The sequence below is a fragment of the Bacillus sp. TE8-1 genome (assembly GCF_008368855.1).
GTDB classification, from domain to species: domain Bacteria; phylum Bacillota; class Bacilli; order Bacillales; family Bacillaceae_G; genus Bacillus_A; species Bacillus_A cereus.
The window spans coordinates 104,656-123,057 of record NZ_QPET01000028.1 but is presented as its reverse complement, the minus strand read 5'-3'; the positions used below and the strand labels follow the sequence as shown (position 1 = coordinate 123,057).

Below are 18,402 nucleotides of genomic sequence, written 5' to 3'. Positions count from 1 at the left end.
GTCTCAAGGCATATGCCTTGAGACCTTCCTTAATTTATTGCAACATTTGTAAAAACTTCTTCGTGCGTTCTTCTTTTGGATTTGTAAATACTTCTTCTGGTGTACCTTGTTCGACAACGACACCACCATCCATGAAAATAACACGGTTCGCAATTTGATGTGCAAAACGCATTTCGTGCGTTACAATAACCATCGTCATGCCCTCTTTAGCAAGTTCTTTCATTACTTTCAGAACTTCTTGAACGAGTTCAGGATCAAGCGCTGACGTCGGCTCATCAAATAGTAACACTTCCGGCTCCATCGCAAGCGCGCGCGCAATTCCAACGCGCTGTTGTTGTCCGCCTGATAATTGGAACGGATACAAATCCACTTTATCTGCTAAACCAACTTTTTCAAGGAAATAGTTTGCTTTTTTCTTCGCTTCTTCTTTCCCCATCTTTTTCACTGTAACGAGCCCTTCCATTACATTTTGAAGTGCTGTTAAATGCGGGAATAAATTATGGTGCTGGAATACCATACCTGTTTGCGTACGAAGATTAACAATATCTTTCTTCGTTACTTTTTGAGAGAAGTTAAGCTCTTTATTACCGATACGAATATTACCAGCGTTTGGCGTTTCTAATACATTGAGACAACGTAAGAATGTCGTTTTACCAGATCCAGACGGCCCAATAATAACAACAACCTCGCCCTTCTCAACTGTTAAATCTATATGCTTTAGTACGGTATTATCTCCGAAACTTTTTTGTAAGTGCTGAATTGAAATCATAAAAACAAAAACTCCTTTTGTAAAAGGATTATTTTAATGTGTAGCGTTCTGAACGCTTTTCTAACATCTGTTGTACGATTGATAACAAGAAACAAATAACCCAATAAATAAGACCTGCTTCAAAATAAACAATTAAAAACTCGTAGTTCATCGCTGCAATTTCCTGCGCTTTTCGGAACATTTCTGTTACTAAAATTAACGATGCTAATGAAGTATCCTTCACTAAGCTAATAAATGTATTCGAAAGCGGCGGGATTGATACGCGCGTTGCTTGTGGTAAAATAACACGTTTTAATGCTTGTGGATATGTCATCCCAATTGTATAAGCTGCTTCCCACTGCCCTTTCGGAATGGAAAGGATAGAAGCACGAATAATTTCAGATGCATATGCACCGACATTTAATGAAAATCCAACAACTGCTGCTGTATATGGCTCAACTTCAATATTAAGAGTTGGAAGACCATAGAAAATAATAAATAACTGTACAAGAAGTGGCGTTCCGCGAATGATAGATACATAGATACGAGCAATCCATTGTAAAATACGACTACCTGAAATACGTGCGAGCGCTGTTAACGTCGCAAGTATAAGACCGATAATAAATGTAATAAGCGTTAATGGAATTGTTGTAAAAACAGCTTCCTTCAGCATAGGCATGAAGGAAGTCTGCATAATATCTATCCAAGTAGACAATCGATCTGAAACTAATGCACTACTTAGATACATTTTCACCGAACCATTTTTTCGTTATTTTGTCATACGTACCGTCTTTTTTCATATCTTCTAACGCTTTATCTACTTCTTGTACAAGCTTATCGCTACCTTTACGGAATAAGAATCCACTTTCTGAAGCTTCTTTTTCTGTATCTACAATTTTAATTTTTGCATCTTTTTTCGTTTCTAAATAATTTAATACTGATAACTTATCATTAATTGTAAAATCAACGCGTCCTGAAGCTAATAATTCTGCCGCTTGGCTAAATCCTTCTACACCAATAATTTCCGCACCGTTTTTCTTAGCAATATCTGCATAGTTACTCGTTAAAGATTGTGCTCCTTTTAACCCTTTTACATCAGCAAATGTAGCAGGCTTATCTTTATCTTTTGCGATAACTAATGCCGCTGAAGATGAAATATATGGTTTAGAGAAATCGTATTTCTTTTGACGATCTTCACGAATACCAACTTCGTTTGCAACCATATCGAAACGTTTTGCATCTAGGCCAGCAAGTAAGCTATCCCATTGTGTTTCTTTAAATACAGGTTTTACACCTAAACGTTTTGCAACTTCTTCTGCTAATTCAACATCGAATCCAGTTAATTTATTGCTTGAATCGTGGAACGTAAATGGTGGATATGTACCTTCTGTACCAATTACAAGTTCACCGCTTTGTTTAATCTTTTGTAACGCGTCTTGACTAGCTGTATCTTTTTTCTCTTCTTTACCGCAGCCGGCTACAATCCCGATCGCTAATGTAGTTACTGCAAGCACTGAAAATAATTTCTTCATGATAGTAATCCTCCAAGTATTCTGATAGGAATTTAAAAACTATATTGATTGTATGCAATCTTGAACAATTTTTCAATGAAAATGTTCTTATTTAGTTTATCCTTTTTCTTCATAATCAAACAAAAGGGAAAAATAACGCTACATACAAAAAATAAGTAACATTTTTTAATATAGCATTTATGGAGAAAAAGGTAAAACAATACTTCTTATTTAACTGTCGTAATTCGCTAAAGAGTCGACATGTTCATCAATAAAAAAGAACTTGTGAAAATCACAAGTTCTCCTCCATGCATATTAAGCACTCTGATTGCCTTCCATTTGCGTTTTATACATATCGTAATAACGCCCGCGCTTTTTCATGAGTTCATCATGAGAGCCTTTTTCTAAAATGGTTCCTCTATCGAGCACAATAATTTGATCTGCGCTTTTAATCGTTGAAAGGCGGTGAGCAATAATAAATGTCGTTCTTCCTTTTTTTACAACTTCTAGTGCTTGTTGAATCATCGCCTCTGTTTCTGTATCAATACTAGACGTTGCTTCATCTAAAATTAAAATAGCCGGATCAAAAGCGAGCGCCCTAGCAAACGAAATAAGCTGACGTTCTCCAGTGGAAAGCGTACTTCCCTTTTCTGTAATTTCTTCATTTATATTGTTCGCAAATCTTTCAGCACCAACATCACGTAACGCCTTTACAATGCGCTCTTTTGAAATTTTTTCATTTTCTAAGCTTACATTGGAAGCGACCGTCCCACTAAAAAGAAACGGGTCTTGCAGTACGATTCCCATATGTTCACGGGTTGCTTGTTTCGGCATCTCTTTTACATCGTGACCATCAATCGTAAGCTTTCCTTTTTCAAACTCATAAAATTGAAAGAGTACATTCATGATAGAACTTTTTCCTGATCCAGTATGACCGACAAGTGCCACTGTCTCGCCTTGTTTCGCTTCAAAAGAAATATTTTTTAACACTTCATCTTTTCCATTATAAGAAAATGATACATTATCAAATTTTACATTTCCTTTTAAACGAGGCATACGTTCTTCTTCTACCGGTTCCCCTTTTTCCTCTAACAATTCAAAGACACGTTCTGATGCAACGCGCGCTTGCTCTAAGTTTGCAAGCTGGTTCACCATATTCGTAATTGGCGAGAATAATCGTGTTAAATAATCGACGAACGCATACAGTACCCCAAGTGAAATAATACCTGTAGCACTTAATGACGCACCGCCGAAATACCAAATTACTCCTGTGAAAGCGATATTTCTTAATACGGCTACTAAGTTATGCGAAGTTGCTGCATTTAAATTTAAAATTTTATTTTGATACTTAAAATAATCGCCATTTAATTCTTCAAATTCTTTTTTCGTTTCACGCTCTTGACGGAACGCTTGAATAATTGGCATCCCTTGAATGGATTCATTCACTGTTCCGTTAATATCAGATAAACGAGAGCGCATTTTATGATTGTATACAGACGCGTATTTTCTATAAAGAATCGCCCAAACAATTAAAATTGGGATAATTAATAAACATAATGAAGCGAGCTTCACATCTAATAAAAATAACGCAGCGAATATCCCAATAATATAGATGATACTAGAAACGAATGTTGCCAGCACCGTTACATATAAATCACGAATGGCCTCTGTATCATTCGTCACACGCGAAACAATTTTCCCCGCCGGTAAATGATCAAAGTACCGAATTGGCAACGTTTGAATATGAGAAAAAACATCTTCCCTCATAATTTGAATAATTTTGTTCGCTGCCTTTTGCAAGAAGAACTGCTTTCCGTATGCAAATAATGACACGACTACTAATAAAGCGAAATAGCCACCACCAAGTAATAATAGACGGTTTATTTCTGGTTTATAAAATGCAAATACTTCTTCCTTTGTTAATGCTTGCGCTTTATACACTTGCACCGCTTTACCATTTTGAACGGTAATCATATCCCCTTTTACAGTACGTGACCCTTCCGCATTTACTTTATTCGGTACAAAATAATATTGAAAACCGACTTGCATCACACGTACTTCTTTACCTTTTGTCTCGCCTTGTTCAAAGCGATCACTTCGCTTATAAAAAGCGCCATTATACGAAACAGCTTCTTCACTCTTTTCTGTTTCATACCAAGGTTTCTCTATCCCGACGATATGATCATCAATCATCGTTTTAGCAACGAAAGGACCAGCAAGCTCTGCGATGACGAAAATAAATAACATTAACATCGCAGCAAAAATCGTCCCTTTCACTTTCATCGCGTATTGAAACAATCGTTTTGAAACGCTCATATTTTCACCCCACTATCCGCACTTTCACTTTCACCTTGTTGTCTTTCAAACTGTTCAGCATACCAGCCTCCGCTCTGGATAAGCTGAGCATGCGTACCTTCTTCTATAACTGCGCCTTCATCCATAACGAGAATCCAATCCGCATGTTGCACTGCAGATAAACGATGCGTCGTAATAATCGTCGTCTTTCCACTTCTTTCCGTTCTTATATTTTCAATGATCGCTGCTTCCGTACGAGCATCTACAGCTGATAAAGAATCATCCAAAATTAAAATTTCTGGATTTTGAATAACAGCTCGTGCAATCGAGATCCTTTGTTTTTGCCCTCCTGATAAAGAAACACCTTTCTCTCCAACGAGCGTTTCTAACCCTTCTGGTAAAAACTCTAAATCCTTTTTAAACGCAGCAATTTCAATTGCTTTCTCTAGTTCTTCTTCAGTCGCTTCCCTATTTCCGAATAAAATATTTTCTCGCGCTGTTTTTGAGAACAAAATATGCTCCTGCGGTACATAACCAATCCAGCCGAGTACATTTTCATTCGTCATTTTATCTAATGTCACATCAGAAACTGCAATATCTCCATCTCCAAGCGGATATTGGCGAAGAAGCTGACGTACAAGCGTCGTTTTCCCGCTTCCTGTTTTTCCGACAACCCCTAGCGTTTCTCCTTGCTTTAATGTGAAAGAAACCTTTTTTAAATTTTCTTCAGTTGATGAAGGATATGAGAAAGACACATCATCAAACTGAATATAATCCGGCTCTTGCACAAGCTTTGGATGTTTCGGATTCTTTACATCTGGCTCATACGCTAACGTTTCATTCACACGGTCAAGCGAAGCATTTCCTCTTTGCATAACATTAATTAATTCACCAATTGCAAACATCGGCCAAATCATCATCCCTAAATACACGTTAAAAGAAACGAGTTCACCAAGCGTCACCTTTGACTGGAACACAAGGTATGCACCGTACACTAAGCCGATTAAATAACTAAGACCGACAAGCATTTTCACAGTTGGTTGGAATAATGCATCAATCTTTGCTACCTTCATATTTTTTTCGTAGACGTCATCTCCTAAATGATGAAATCTTTCCTCGTCTGCATTCTCTTGTACATATGCACGAATAACACGCACACCAGCGATTGATTCAAGCACTTTATCGTTCATATCACCAAACGCATCTTGCGCAACGGTAAATCTTTCATGCAATTTCTTTCCATATATATTCATCGCATACGCCATAATTGGAAGCGGAATAAGCGCTGCAAATGTAAGCTCCCAACTAATTGTAAATCCCATCATAAAGACAATCGTAAGCATATATAAACTAGAATCCACAAGCGTTAATATACCAAAACCAGCTGTCATAGCGATTGCTTTCAAATCATTTGTCGCTCTCGCCATTAAATCACCAGTACGATTTTTTTGATAAAAAGTCGGCGTCATCTTAAGTAAATGCCCCATAAATTTAGAGCGCATCGTTTTCTCAAGTACGAATGCACCGCCAAACAATTGATGTTGCCATACGAAAGTGAGGCCATATCCAACGATCGTAACCCCTATTAAAATAAGAATAGACTGTATAATAGCTTCGTTCGATAACGTTCCTGTTTTTATGTTATCTATCGTAACCCCTAACACTTTCGGGGGAATCACTTCAACTATATTCACAATTAAAAGAGCTCCAATGGCAATACTATATCTCTTCCAGTGCTCCCTAAAAAACCATTTTAGCTTTAGTAATACTGATAACAATGTAACCTCTCCCTTCTCGTTCTCGTTTACCTCTCATTTCTTTATCCACTATCCAGACCTATCACATTTACATTTCGTAACCCATACAATCTCATCACATTTTTCCACCTTCCAAAGTTTTTTATCGGAACTAAACAAGGGAAAATAAACAAAAAAAAGCATACCGCCGCTTGACGATATGCACAGGAATGCATAAAAGCGTACGTTACGATATACGCAACGTACGCTTCTTATAAGACAAAAATGCCCTATATATCCGTACGGGTTGCGTAATGATATGAATGTTTTCTGCCATTTAACAGAGCTAAGCCCATTACATTTACGATTACAATCATTACGCACACCCCTTTCATTTATTTTCCATTTATAATCTTACAACTTTATTGAGTATTCTGTCAATTATTTTTTCACACTTTAAATAAAAATATATGATACACCATTTTGAAATAAGAGAATGTTCTGTAAGAAAGGGCATACAAAATAAAAAAAGAATAAGAAATCGTTTTCACAAACATTTCATTTGAAAAATGTTATCAAACCCCCTACAATCACCTTATACTCACTCTTACAAGTTGCTATTTTAGGAGGACTAATCATGACAACTAGCAATACGTACAAATTTTATTTAAACGGAGAATGGAGAGAAAGCTCTTCAGGAGAAACAATCGAAATTCCATCTCCATACTTACACGAAGTAATTGGACAAGTACAAGCAATTACTCGCGGAGAAGTAGATGAAGCAATTGCATCTGCAAAAGAAGCTCAAAAATCATGGGCTGAAGCTTCCCTACAGGATCGCGCAAAATACTTATATAAATGGGCTGATGAGCTCGTAAATATGCAGGATGAAATTGCCGATATCATTATGAAAGAAGTCGGTAAAGGATATAAAGATGCGAAGAAAGAAGTTGTTCGTACAGCTGACTTCATTCGTTACACGATCGAAGAAGCTTTACATATGCACGGAGAAAGCATGATGGGCGATAGCTTCCCGGGCGGTACAAAATCTAAGCTTGCGATTATCCAACGCGCACCACTTGGTGTTGTATTAGCAATCGCACCATTTAACTACCCAGTAAACTTATCTGCTGCAAAACTTGCACCAGCATTAATTATGGGTAACGCTGTTATTTTCAAACCAGCAACTCAAGGTGCAATTAGTGGTATTAAAATGGTTGAAGCACTTCATAAAGCTGGCCTTCCAAAAGGTCTTGTAAACGTAGCTACAGGACGCGGTTCTGTAATTGGTGACTACTTAGTAGAGCACGAAGGCATCAATATGGTATCGTTCACAGGCGGTACAAACACAGGTAAACATTTAGCGAAAAAAGCTTCAATGATTCCACTTGTATTAGAACTTGGTGGTAAAGATCCTGGTATCGTTCGTGAAGATGCTGACTTACAAGATGCTGCAAACCATATCGTAAGCGGTGCATTCTCTTACTCTGGTCAACGTTGTACAGCTATTAAACGTGTACTTGTACACGAAAACGTAGCGGACGAGCTTGTTAGCTTATTAAAAGCGCAAGTAGCTGAACTATCAGTTGGATCTCCAGAACAAGACAGCACAATCGTTCCATTAATCGACGATAAATCTGCTGACTTCGTTCAAGGTTTAGTTGACGACGCTGTAGAAAAAGGTGCTACGATTGTTATCGGTAACAAACGTGAGCGTAACTTAATTTACCCAACATTAATCGATCACGTAACAGAAGAGATGAAAGTTGCTTGGGAAGAGCCATTCGGCCCAATCCTTCCAATCATCCGTGTTTCTTCAGATGAGCAAGCAATTGAAATTGCTAACAAATCAGAGTTCGGTCTGCAAGCAAGTGTCTTCACTAAAGACATTAACAAAGCATTTGCAATTGCTAACAAAATCGAAACTGGTTCTGTTCAAATTAACGGACGCACAGAGCGCGGCCCTGACCACTTCCCATTCATCGGTGTAAAAGGTTCAGGTATGGGCGCACAAGGTATTCGTAAGAGCCTTGAGTCTATGACACGTGAAAAAGTAACTGTATTAAACTTAGTTTAATCTTATAAAAAGAAGCTGATCTATAAATAGATCAGCTTCTTTTCTATATAAACACTTCCAAAAACGGAGTATTTCATTCTACTTCCGATTTGGTTTTCCAAATCGAACTAAAACATGCCATAATAATTTTAATTCCTGAAGCACTTCTTCATAAGTTCCACGATCACTCCAAGATAATGGATTGCGTTTCAAATCCACTACAGCAGAACCAATTATATTTGCATCGATACAATGATTCCGTGCAATGCGTCTTGCTAAAGATGGCATTTTTGAACCTCTAAAATCCATCGGAACTTCGTCTACCGCAAGTACAAAACCGATGTGCCAATACAAATCAATAGCGTACTTCAGGCAAATTTCTTCTAAAACTTTTCCTACATCCGTACCCTTAAATGAAGGATCTGCAACAAACGCTTCCACGTCTTCTTTTAGAGAAATCTCTCCATGAATCTGCGCTTCAATATAATGATTAAGATTACGGGCTGGCTCTTTGCTTACTACATCTATAAACGGCCTTTTCAGATTAGCCAGTAAATGATTAATTAATATTGTTGGAGTCAAATTTCCTTCACCAATTGCAAAATCTCTTACGAATGTCTCTTCCAAAAGAGCAGCTAAAATCATATCAAACTCCTCATAAGTCCCCTTTTCTTTCGGATCTTGATGCGAATCTAAATACGTATATGTAGAGCGCGAAGAAACTTTTGGAGATAAGAGAAAATAACAGGAACCAAAACGCGGAGCCGGCCCATCTGGATGTAACATTAAATTTAGCGCTCCATATTTTGGCCGTTGATTATTTGTTACGCCTTCTAATTGATATGCTCCTCCAAATATTCTTTTTTCCCAAAGGTCACGTTCACCACCAGGGTAAGCAGATACGCTTCCATTAGATAGCAATGTTTCAAACTGACTTTTATATACTCCTTGCTCAAACAGTGCTTCAGCAACACTTTTCATATTCGAATCTAGTCTGTCTGGATGAAAGTGTAAAGCAATCCTTGCATGAGATTTTAAATTAGCGACAGCTTCTTCAAATATTTCATCTGTAATATTAGACATTTTAAGTATATGATTAATCGTTGCTTTAGCCCCACGTTTTTCGTTCTCTGCATATTTTGAAATATACTCTAAAGCAAATAATTGAGATCTTAATAATTCCATAATCCAATCTCCCCTTTAATTGAACTGCCCTTAAACACTTCAATTAAAAGCTTATTCTTTCCTTCTTATGAAACGAACCTCATTTATTAAAAAAAGTAATTTACTAAATCTTAATTATGTATACACGCATTTTTCATAGGCAAATGTACACATTCTACAGAAATTTGATACCCTAGCCATCGCTCAGCGATATGTTCAAATGATAAAACAGATCCCGTTGTAAAAAAGCGATGCTTCGGATTCAGATTGTCAGACAAAATTCCTTTGTGCTGTAAAATGGTACTTAACTCTATCGCTGTTTCTTCTGCCGAACTAATAATCGTTATGTCTTCTCCTAGTTCCTTTTTTATATAAGACTCTAAAAGTGGATAATGCGTACACCCAAGAATTAACGTATCTATATCTTCTTTCGTTAATGGAAGTAAAGCTTGTTTCACTTGCTGCGTGACATATGCTGTATCTTCTAATTGATTTTCTACAACTGTGGCTAAAGTCGGGCAAGCATAGCTATGCACTTCCAAATATGTATCCAGCTCGTGTAATGCTTTTTCATACATATTAGATTTTATCGTACCTACAGTTCCAATTACCCCGATTCCCCCTTTCTTTGTCACTTTAATTGCCGCTCTTGCTCCTGGATGTATAACGCCAATAACTGGAATGGAAAGTGCTTCTTGCAGCGCAGTCAATGCAGCAGCTGCAGCAGTATTACATGCTACGACTAGCGCTTTTAATGGAAACTGTTTGAGGAACTCAACCATTTCAAATACGAAAGATTGCACCTCCTCTACACTTCTTGGCCCATACGGGCAACGCTTATTATCACCAATATAATAAATGCTTTCTTTAGGCAATTGTCTTATAATTTCGCTCGCAACTGTTAATCCTCCAACTCCCGAATCTAGCACACCTATTACTGAATGTTTATGACATACAGACATTTACTTCATCCCCTTTTCAATCATCTAGCGCTAATAACATGTATTATATTACGAAAATTCAAATATCACATAACAATCCCTCTTACTTTTAATCACTAACTCTTCTCTATAATCTGATTATTACTATATCCATTGACGTATAAAAATACATTTGTTACTCTTAAAGACGTTAATTTAATATTTAAATCCTCATTCGTATCTCGGTGAGGTAGAGGTTGCAATCATTAAGAGTATCATTTCAGGAGATGTAGTGGCATTGATGAAGGAATGAGAAAGGAATGGTTGCCGAAGTAAGTCGTGTCCACCATGCACGCTTGCTGGGTCTGCATTTAATAAGTGCAGAACTGTCACAAACGTTTCGTTTGTGGAGAGCTATCGAGAGGTATGTCGTGGGTTTCTTATAAGATAGAAAGCATGTAGCGGCAAATTACGTGCTTTTTTTGTTTTGTTTGGGACTTCTCTTCCTGACTCAGGAAGACATACATATCTCCTCGCTTGACTTGGTTATACTAACTTTGGAGGTATTTTCTATGCAACAAAAAAAATGGGGCTTTTGGGTACTAACAGCTTTCGTTGTCGGTAACATGGTTGGCGCTGGTATTTTCATGGTGCCAAGTACGTTGGCACAAACAGCAAGCCCACTCGGTGTCACTTTAGCTTGGTTAACTACAGGGTTTGGTGTTTTAATGCTAGCTCTTGTTTTCGGTAATTTAGCAATTCGTCGTCCTGATTTAACGACAGGGCCACAAAGTCATGCATATGCTTTATTCTCAACACCAAAAAAGAAAAAAATGGCTGGCTTCAGTATGGTATGGGGATATTGGGTTGCAAACTGGGCAAGTAACGTTGCCATCATTACATCATTTGCGGGATATTTATCACTCTTCTTCCCAATTATGAAAGATACGCGACTACTATTTTCAATCGGCTCGTTTAACGTAGAAGTCGGAAAACTAATTACATTTACGATTTGTTCCATCTTACTTTGGGGAACTCATATTATATTAACAAACGGTGTAAGCGGAGCTGGAAAACTAAACTTCTTAGCAACAACAACGAAAGTAACTGGATTCCTTTTATTCATCGTCGTTACGTTATTTGCATTCGAAGCTTCTAAGTTTGGACAATGGTACACACCGATGATTGATAAATCAGGTGCATCACACGGTCTTCTTTCACAAGTAAATTTAGCTGCTCTTACAACGCTTTGGGCGTTTATCGGAATTGAATCAGCCGTTCTTTTATCAAACCGTGCTGTTTCTCCAAAAACGGTAAAACGTGCAACAGTTGCGGGATTACTTATTACAGTTGCGATTTACTTAGGAATTACAATTTTAACAATGGGTGTACTTCACGTTGATAAATTACAAGCTTCTGAACGTCCATTAGCAGATGCACTAAACGCTGCAATGGGTCATGGCGGCGGGAAACTGATGGCATTACTTGCTCTTACTTCCCTGTTCGGTTCTATCTTAGGCTGGATTTTATTAAGCTCAGAAGTACCTTATCAAGCAGCAAAAGAAGGTTTCTTCCCTTCCTTCTTCACAAAAACAAATAAAAAAGGAAGTCCAATTTACTCATTACGATTAACAAACATTATGTCGCAAGTATTCCTATTCTCAACATTATCAGGAACCATTGCGGAAGCTTATACATTCGTTATTACCGTATCAACACTGGCCTACCTCATTCCATATCTCGTTTCACCAATCTTCCAGTTAAAACTAGTCGCAACTGGTGAAACATATAAAAATGAAATGCGGGCAAGAATTACAGATGGCATAGTCGCAGTTATCGCACTTTGCTACGCACTATGGGTTATTAAAACCGGCGCATCCGATATAAAAACGTTCCTTCTCGGAATTGGTTTATTCGTAATTGGATTTGCTTTCTATCCATTAATGAATCGTGATCAGAAAAAAAATAACGAAAAGAAAAACGGGCAAGTTGCATAACGCAATTTGCTCGTTTTTTCTTTTGTAAAACATATATAATAGAACAAAGAGGTGAAAAACATGTCAATCGAATCGCTATGGAGCAGTCGCTTCCAACAACATATTCAAAATATCATTACATACTTTGCACGTATGATTAACGGTTTACTATATAGCTTTATCTTTATTTCATGCGTTGGTGCATATTATTATGCTCAGTTTCTAAAAGCATCTCCTTCTAAAGGAATATCTTTAATAATTATAACGATTGTACTTACATTCATTATAACGAGATGCCCTATCCGTACATTTATTCAAAAACCTGATGCTGTCTATTTACTAGCACTAGAAGAGAAATTAACATCTTATTTCAAAAAATCTCTTCTATACAATTACATCATTCAGCTTTTCCCATTGTTATTTACGTTCCTTATTCTCGTTCCACTTGCTATGCAATCATTACAATTAACGGTACCTTTTTTATGTACAATCTTTATCGTGTTAATGATTACGAAAGCCTGGAACATGTACATACATTGGATGTGGCGTGATAGTCACGAAAAAAATATATGGCTAATCATTCGTATTACTTGTAACGCCCTAATCATTTACATGCTGTTTTATTCCGCAAATGTTCTCATATTGGGCGGACTACTCTTACTACTTGCTTTCCTACTTCTATATACGAAAAAACAGCCTACAAAACGAATACCGTGGGATTACATAATCGAGCAAGAAGAAAAAATGAACGTTCGTTTTTATCAATTTGCTAACATTTTCACAGATGTTCCGCAACTGAATAAACAAGTAAATAAAAGAAAATGGCTTACAAATTGGATTGAACCTTTATTACATAAAAAACGAGCAACTTTCTTCTACTTACATACACTAGCATTTTTACGTGGAAATGATTATTTCGGTATATATATTCGCTTAGGATTGATCGGTGCTTTCGCCTTATATTTCATACCAAATATATACGTAAAAGGCGCTATCGCTTACATCGTTTTATATATGATCTCTATGCAGCTTCGTTCACTATGGAAATATTTTTCGGGAAATATTATTGTAGCATTATATCCAACCCATACTGAAGAAAGGATGAAGCAATTTCTTAGCTTAATCTTTATATCGCTAAGTATTCAACTCATTGTATTTTCAATTGTTATACTCATTGCTACAGGACAATTTTTACATAGTCTTATCATTATGATTATCGGATTAATCTGGATCAAATTTATTATTGTACCAAAAACGAAGCAAAGAATTTCCGCATTTTAACGAAAAGAATTATCTAAAAAGCCAAGGAGAAAATAAATTTTCTCCTTGGCTTTTTTATTTTTTAATGTTAAACCTATCGTTCATACTTAATTAAAAACTTTAGGTATGTTACTCCTGTTTTTCTTAAGCATAGAGTGCTATACAAACTCCCTTTCTTCCCCTTGATGTTTTAGGGTTTAATTATGATTTTTACATACAAAAATCATAATACATGTTTACATACTAATAAAAAGGGTATCTATTAAATTAACAGAGTAAAGGAGGGGCCTATATTGTGAATAAAAAAATGGAACAATTGAAGCATCACGTTACTGACAATCAATGCAAACATGCTTTAACAACAAATCAAGGGGTAAAAATAGCTGAAGATGAATTTTCTTTAAAGATGGGCTTAAGAGGCCCAACCTTAATGGAGGATTTCCACTTTCGCGAGAAAATGACCCATTTTGATCACGAACGAATTCCCGAAAGGATTGTTCATGCACGCGGGGTTGGCGCTCATGGTTATTTTCAGCTTTATAAATCTTTAGAAACATATACGAAAGCAGATTTTCTTACTAATCCTTCAAAGAAAACACCTGTATTTGTACGGTTCTCAACCGTTCAAGGTTCTAAAGGATCCAACGACACAGTAAGAGATGTACGCGGATTCGCCACAAAATTTTATACAGATGAAGGAAACTATGATTTAGTGGGTAATAATATGCCAGTATTCTTTATCCAAGATGCTATTAAATTTCCTGATTTTGTCCATGCAGTTAAACCAGAACCACATAATGATATTCCTCAAGGAGCTAGCGCTCATGATACCTTTTGGGACTTTGTTGCGCATAATCCTGAGTCCACTCATATGGTCATGTGGCAAATGAGCGACCGAGCTATTCCGCGTAGTTTACGAATGATGGAAGGTTTTGGAGTTCACACATTTCGACTCATTAACGCAGCAGGAAAAGCCCATTTCGTAAAGTTTCACTGGAAACCTACCCTCGGGGTTCATTCATTAGTATGGGATGAAGCTCAAAGGATTGCTGGGAAAAATCCTGATTTTCATCGTCAAGATTTATATGAAGCAATTGAAAAAGGGGATTATCCTGAATGGGAGCTTGGATTACAATTAATTCCAGAAGAAGATGAACATAAATTTGATTTTGATATTTTAGATCCAACGAAATTATGGCCAGAAGAAGAAGTTCCCGTAAAATTAGTTGGTAAAATGACATTGAACAAAAATGTTGATAACTTCTTTGCTGAAACAGAGCAGGTAGCTTTTCACCCTGGTCATGTCGTACCAGGTATTGATTTTTCAAATGACCCTCTTCTGCAAGGAAGATTATTCTCCTATACAGATACACAATTATCTCGTTTAGGGGGCCCTAATTTCCATCAAATCCCTATTAATCAGCCCGTATGTCCTTTTCATAATAATCAACGTGATGGTATGCATCAAATGCAGATTCATCGCGGTCAAACAAGCTATCATCCTAATGGATTAAATAATAATCAACCTGCAACCGTCCAAGCCGAACAAGGAGGATATGAACATTATCAAGAAAAGATTGATGGGCATAAAATTAGAGGTCGCAGTAAAAGCTTTCTTAACTTTTATTCTCAGGCTAAACTTTTCTACAATAGTATGAGCCCTATTGAAAAGCAGCACATAAAAGAAGCTTTTTGCTTTGAAGTTGGGAAGTGTAAATCAGACATGGTGAAGGCAAATGTAATTGCTCTCCTAAACCACGTCGATCGTCAATTAGCACAAGAAGTCGCTAACATTATTGGAGCTCCTTTACCTAAGGAAAATCACGAAGTAAATTCAGATGCAAAATCACCTGCACTAAGTATGTCCAATACTATTTTTAAATCTGATTCCAAAAATGTTGCAATTCTATTAAATGGTGACCCAAGCGTCTCACTTCTGTCCGAATGGATTCAAGCTTTTGTACAACACCGAATTAACTATAGCATCATAGATAATAAAATTTATCAGTTCAATGATTCCATTAAAGTAACTGATACTTATACAACAACAGACTCCTCCCTTTTTGATGCAGTATTAGTGTTTAGTAGTGAGTCTGTCATTCAACCCCCTGTTTTAGAATTTGCAGAAACTACTTTTAAACATTTTAAACCGATAGCTCATGTCCTTAGTAATCCTCATGCTTTGGACCATAGTAAGATTAAACTGGATGGAGCAGGAGTTTATAACTTAACAAACACTTCAATTGAATCATTTATAGAAGGCATTGCCCAAGGAAGATTCTGGAACCGATAATATAAGGAGCGGATTAGAATGAGTAAAAAAATTGCTATTGTAATAACGGATTATTTCGAGGATACAGAATACACAGAGCCAGTAGAAGCTTTTAAACAAAAGGGATATGAATTAACAACTATTGAAATGGAAAAAGGGAAAACAGTACACGGTAAGCAAGGAAAAAGTGAAGTCGTGATTGATAAAAGTATTGATGATGTTTCTCCAGAGAACTTTGATGCCCTCTTCATACCGGGTGGATTTTCTCCAGATATACTTCGTGCAGATGAACGTTTTGTTCGCTTTAGTAAAGCATTTATGGATGCGGACAAACCCGTTTTCGCTATTTGTCACGGACCTCAGCTACTCATCACTGCACAAACACTTGAAGGACGTGATGTCACTGGATATAAATCTATTGAAGTCGATTTGAAAAATGCCGGCGGGAACTTTCATGACAAAGAGGTTGTCGTATGTCAAAATCAGCTAGTAACAAGTAGACAGCCAGAGGACATCCCAGCGTTTATTGAAGAATCGTTGCGTATATTAGGATAACTACCCTCCTTTTATTTACATGAAAATAGTTAATCATTGGGGTTTTATTCATCCCCTACTGATTAATTAGCCCTCACCAACTGGTCGTTTACAGGCAATCCGACCACCACAAATAGCAAGATAAATAAAAAGAGGGGAATCCAAAAGTTCAGTTTTAATAATCTTTTGGATTCCCCCTTTTCTCGCCCAAAAATTCCTTATCACTTTTCATAGGCAGTTCTCATATAGTGAAAATGACTATATAATTCCTATCCATAAGTTAAATAATGATTTCGCACATATATAAATACAAAAGATGGGAGCCTTATTTATGAATAACAATCCACCTTCAACGCCCCCAAATCCAACGGAAACGAATAATAATGAAGTGAGCTTACAAACGTTACGCGTTATTGGGCTAATTGTACTGATTAGTGGCTACATATTAGTAACGCTTTCTGAAGTAGGCACATTAAAAAATCTTTTGCTACAGCCTAGTACTACTCCAAATTTAGCTGAAGTTGATCCGTTCTAAAAATTATATAAAAAGCGAATCCCAGTATAACTGGTTCGCTTTTATATAGTTTCATCCAATTTGAGAAACATTTCTCTCATCCTCATACTTCTCTTTCCCTATCGCTTTCATAAATAGTAAAATACTGCTCATACCAACGATAAAGTACAGAGCACTCATGCCCCAAGATGCAATAAATGAACCTAGCATAACACCTAATGCCCCGTTCATTTTTGCCACTTGAAAGACCATTCCGTTAATCGCCATATAAGAACCTCTTGCCTCATTTGGCACCATATCTGCCATAATAGATTGACGCACTGGCACATACATCATCTCACCTACCGTTTGGAAAAGCCCTGCAATTAATAAAATCCATAAGCTATTGCTCGTTCCGAGTATTGTAAATCCAATTGTATAAATGAATAAACCTACATATAAGATTTTCAAATCGTTGAAGCTTTTCAGCATTTTAATAAGAAGTGCTGAACATAACACAACTAAAATTGTATTCTCTGCAGAAATCCAGCTCAGCATGCGAATCCCTGTTAAATCAAACGTAACACCATTCCCGAATAAAAAGTGCACCGTTTCAAATTCCTTCTGCAAGCGAACACCTAAATAATTATTAATTTGAAACTCTAAAGACAATGTACATATACTCGCTGCACAAAAAATTAAAAATGCTTTATCTTTCATCACGACTTTATAACTATCTGCCATATCTTTTAATACATTTTTCTTCTCCACCGTTTTTCGTGCTACATACACTTCTTCCATATACACAGCCATCACATATAAAGTAATAATTGCAACAAGCGTTAATACGATAAACAATTGCAATCTATAGTTTTCAAATAGTAACCCACCAAATATTGCTCCAATCGCAATGGATAAATTAATAGCCCAATAATTAATACTGTACATTACTTTTCGATTTTCAGGTGTACTCACATCAATTAACATCGCCTCTGTCGCAGGATTCATAAGTCCAGATCCTAAACTATTCACTAGCATAAAGATAAATGTTAACCACGGTGAATCTACATAATCCGAATTCGCAACTCCCATACAAGCAATAGAAATGACTTGTATACTTTGACCGATAATCATAACCTTTTTACGCCCAAGCCGGTCTCCAACATATCCACCGTATAAACCAATTACTAATGAAGCTATGACATTAATGAGTAGTAACGCACCAGCAACCGCACTACCTAACTTTATTGAAAAATAAATCGCCATAAATGGAAAAATCATCGTGGACACAGTACGTGTTAAAAACGAAGTTATAATTCTAATTTTTATATTTCGATGCATACTCCAAAATCCCATTGTTTCCCCCTCCTTATGCTTACTTATTTTACTTTGAAAAAAAGGAAGAAAAAGGTTAGAATATTCTAAAGAGTTTCCCCT

General features: G+C 36.7%; 14 protein-coding genes and 1 riboswitch. Of the genes, 6 read left to right on the top strand and 8 right to left on the bottom strand.

The features are described from left to right. Window positions 1-34 precede the first annotated feature (34 nt). The 5 genes from DN404_RS24395 to DN404_RS24370 all read right to left on the bottom strand — a co-directional run bounded on the left by DN404_RS24395 (window position 35) and on the right by DN404_RS24370 (window position 6,332). Window positions 35-769 carry an amino acid ABC transporter ATP-binding protein gene (locus DN404_RS24395; RefSeq protein ID WP_000623610.1) on the bottom strand — a complete coding sequence of 245 codons (735 nt, stop codon included), beginning with the start codon at window positions 767-769 and terminating at the stop codon, window positions 35-37. Between the two features lie 28 nt (window positions 770-797). Then, on the bottom strand, window positions 798-1,496 hold the full coding sequence (locus tag DN404_RS24390) for an amino acid ABC transporter permease (protein WP_000281501.1): 699 nt from the start codon (window positions 1,494-1,496) through the stop codon (window positions 798-800). Beyond that, on the bottom strand, window positions 1,483-2,280 hold the full coding sequence (locus DN404_RS24385) for an amino acid ABC transporter substrate-binding protein (protein ID WP_025687295.1): 798 nt from the start codon (window positions 2,278-2,280) through the stop codon (window positions 1,483-1,485). Before DN404_RS24385 ends, DN404_RS24390 begins: the two co-directional genes overlap by 14 nt. Window positions 2,281-2,574: 294 nt before the next feature. Then, the gene (locus tag DN404_RS24375; protein WP_149215547.1) at window positions 2,575-4,575 is read right to left on the bottom strand and encodes an ABC transporter ATP-binding protein; all 2,001 of its coding nucleotides are present in this window, start codon (window positions 4,573-4,575) and stop codon (window positions 2,575-2,577) included. Continuing rightward, window positions 4,572-6,332 (bottom strand): ABC transporter ATP-binding protein, encoded by a 1,761-nt coding sequence (locus DN404_RS24370; RefSeq protein WP_000953782.1) that lies wholly within the window; start codon window positions 6,330-6,332, stop codon window positions 4,572-4,574. The genes DN404_RS24375 and DN404_RS24370 overlap by 4 nt, the downstream gene beginning before the upstream one ends. A 595-nt stretch (window positions 6,333-6,927) precedes the next feature. Here DN404_RS24370 and gapN point away from each other — a divergent pair. Then, window positions 6,928-8,367, top strand: a complete 1,440-nt coding sequence (gene gapN, locus DN404_RS24355; protein ID WP_000213634.1) for an NADP-dependent glyceraldehyde-3-phosphate dehydrogenase — start codon at window positions 6,928-6,930, stop codon at window positions 8,365-8,367. Between the two features lie 78 nt (window positions 8,368-8,445). On the opposite strand, the gene DN404_RS24350 is transcribed toward gapN, so the two are convergent. Together DN404_RS24350 and racE are read right to left on the bottom strand one after the other, a co-directional pair. After that, window positions 8,446-9,531, bottom strand: a complete 1,086-nt coding sequence (locus DN404_RS24350; RefSeq protein ID WP_149215546.1) for a DUF3626 domain-containing protein — start codon at window positions 9,529-9,531, stop codon at window positions 8,446-8,448. Between the two features lie 110 nt (window positions 9,532-9,641). Further along, window positions 9,642-10,472 carry a glutamate racemase gene (gene racE / locus DN404_RS24345; RefSeq protein WP_149215545.1) on the bottom strand — a complete coding sequence of 277 codons (831 nt, stop codon included), beginning with the start codon at window positions 10,470-10,472 and terminating at the stop codon, window positions 9,642-9,644. Between the two features lie 201 nt (window positions 10,473-10,673). After that, window positions 10,674-10,855: riboswitch (Lysine riboswitch) on the top strand. A gap of 147 nt (window positions 10,856-11,002) precedes the next feature. Here racE and DN404_RS24340 point away from each other — a divergent pair. The 5 genes from DN404_RS24340 (at window position 11,003) to DN404_RS24320 (ending at window position 17,007) form a co-directional block, all read left to right on the top strand. Then, complete coding sequence (locus DN404_RS24340; protein ID WP_001186301.1) at window positions 11,003-12,427, top strand: amino acid permease; 1,425 nt, start codon at window positions 11,003-11,005, stop codon at window positions 12,425-12,427. Between the two features lie 60 nt (window positions 12,428-12,487). Next, a complete protein-coding gene (locus tag DN404_RS24335; protein WP_098955312.1) occupies window positions 12,488-13,687 on the top strand; it encodes an ABC transporter permease in 1,200 nt (399 codons plus the stop codon). Window positions 13,688-13,961: 274 nt separating this feature from the next. Then, a complete protein-coding gene (locus DN404_RS24330; RefSeq protein ID WP_141402259.1) occupies window positions 13,962-15,959 on the top strand; it encodes a catalase in 1,998 nt (665 codons plus the stop codon). 18 nt (window positions 15,960-15,977) lie between these two features. Beyond that, a complete protein-coding gene (locus DN404_RS24325) occupies window positions 15,978-16,493 on the top strand; it encodes a type 1 glutamine amidotransferase domain-containing protein (protein ID WP_149215544.1) in 516 nt (171 codons plus the stop codon). A 310-nt stretch (window positions 16,494-16,803) separates the two neighbouring features. Further along, the gene (locus DN404_RS24320; RefSeq protein ID WP_001063866.1) at window positions 16,804-17,007 is read left to right on the top strand and encodes a hypothetical protein; all 204 of its coding nucleotides are present in this window, start codon (window positions 16,804-16,806) and stop codon (window positions 17,005-17,007) included. Window positions 17,008-17,058: 51 nt separating this feature from the next. On the opposite strand, the gene DN404_RS24315 is transcribed toward DN404_RS24320, so the two are convergent. Continuing rightward, complete coding sequence (locus tag DN404_RS24315) at window positions 17,059-18,321, bottom strand: MDR family MFS transporter (RefSeq protein ID WP_000508230.1); 1,263 nt, start codon at window positions 18,319-18,321, stop codon at window positions 17,059-17,061. Window positions 18,322-18,402 lie beyond the last annotated feature (81 nt).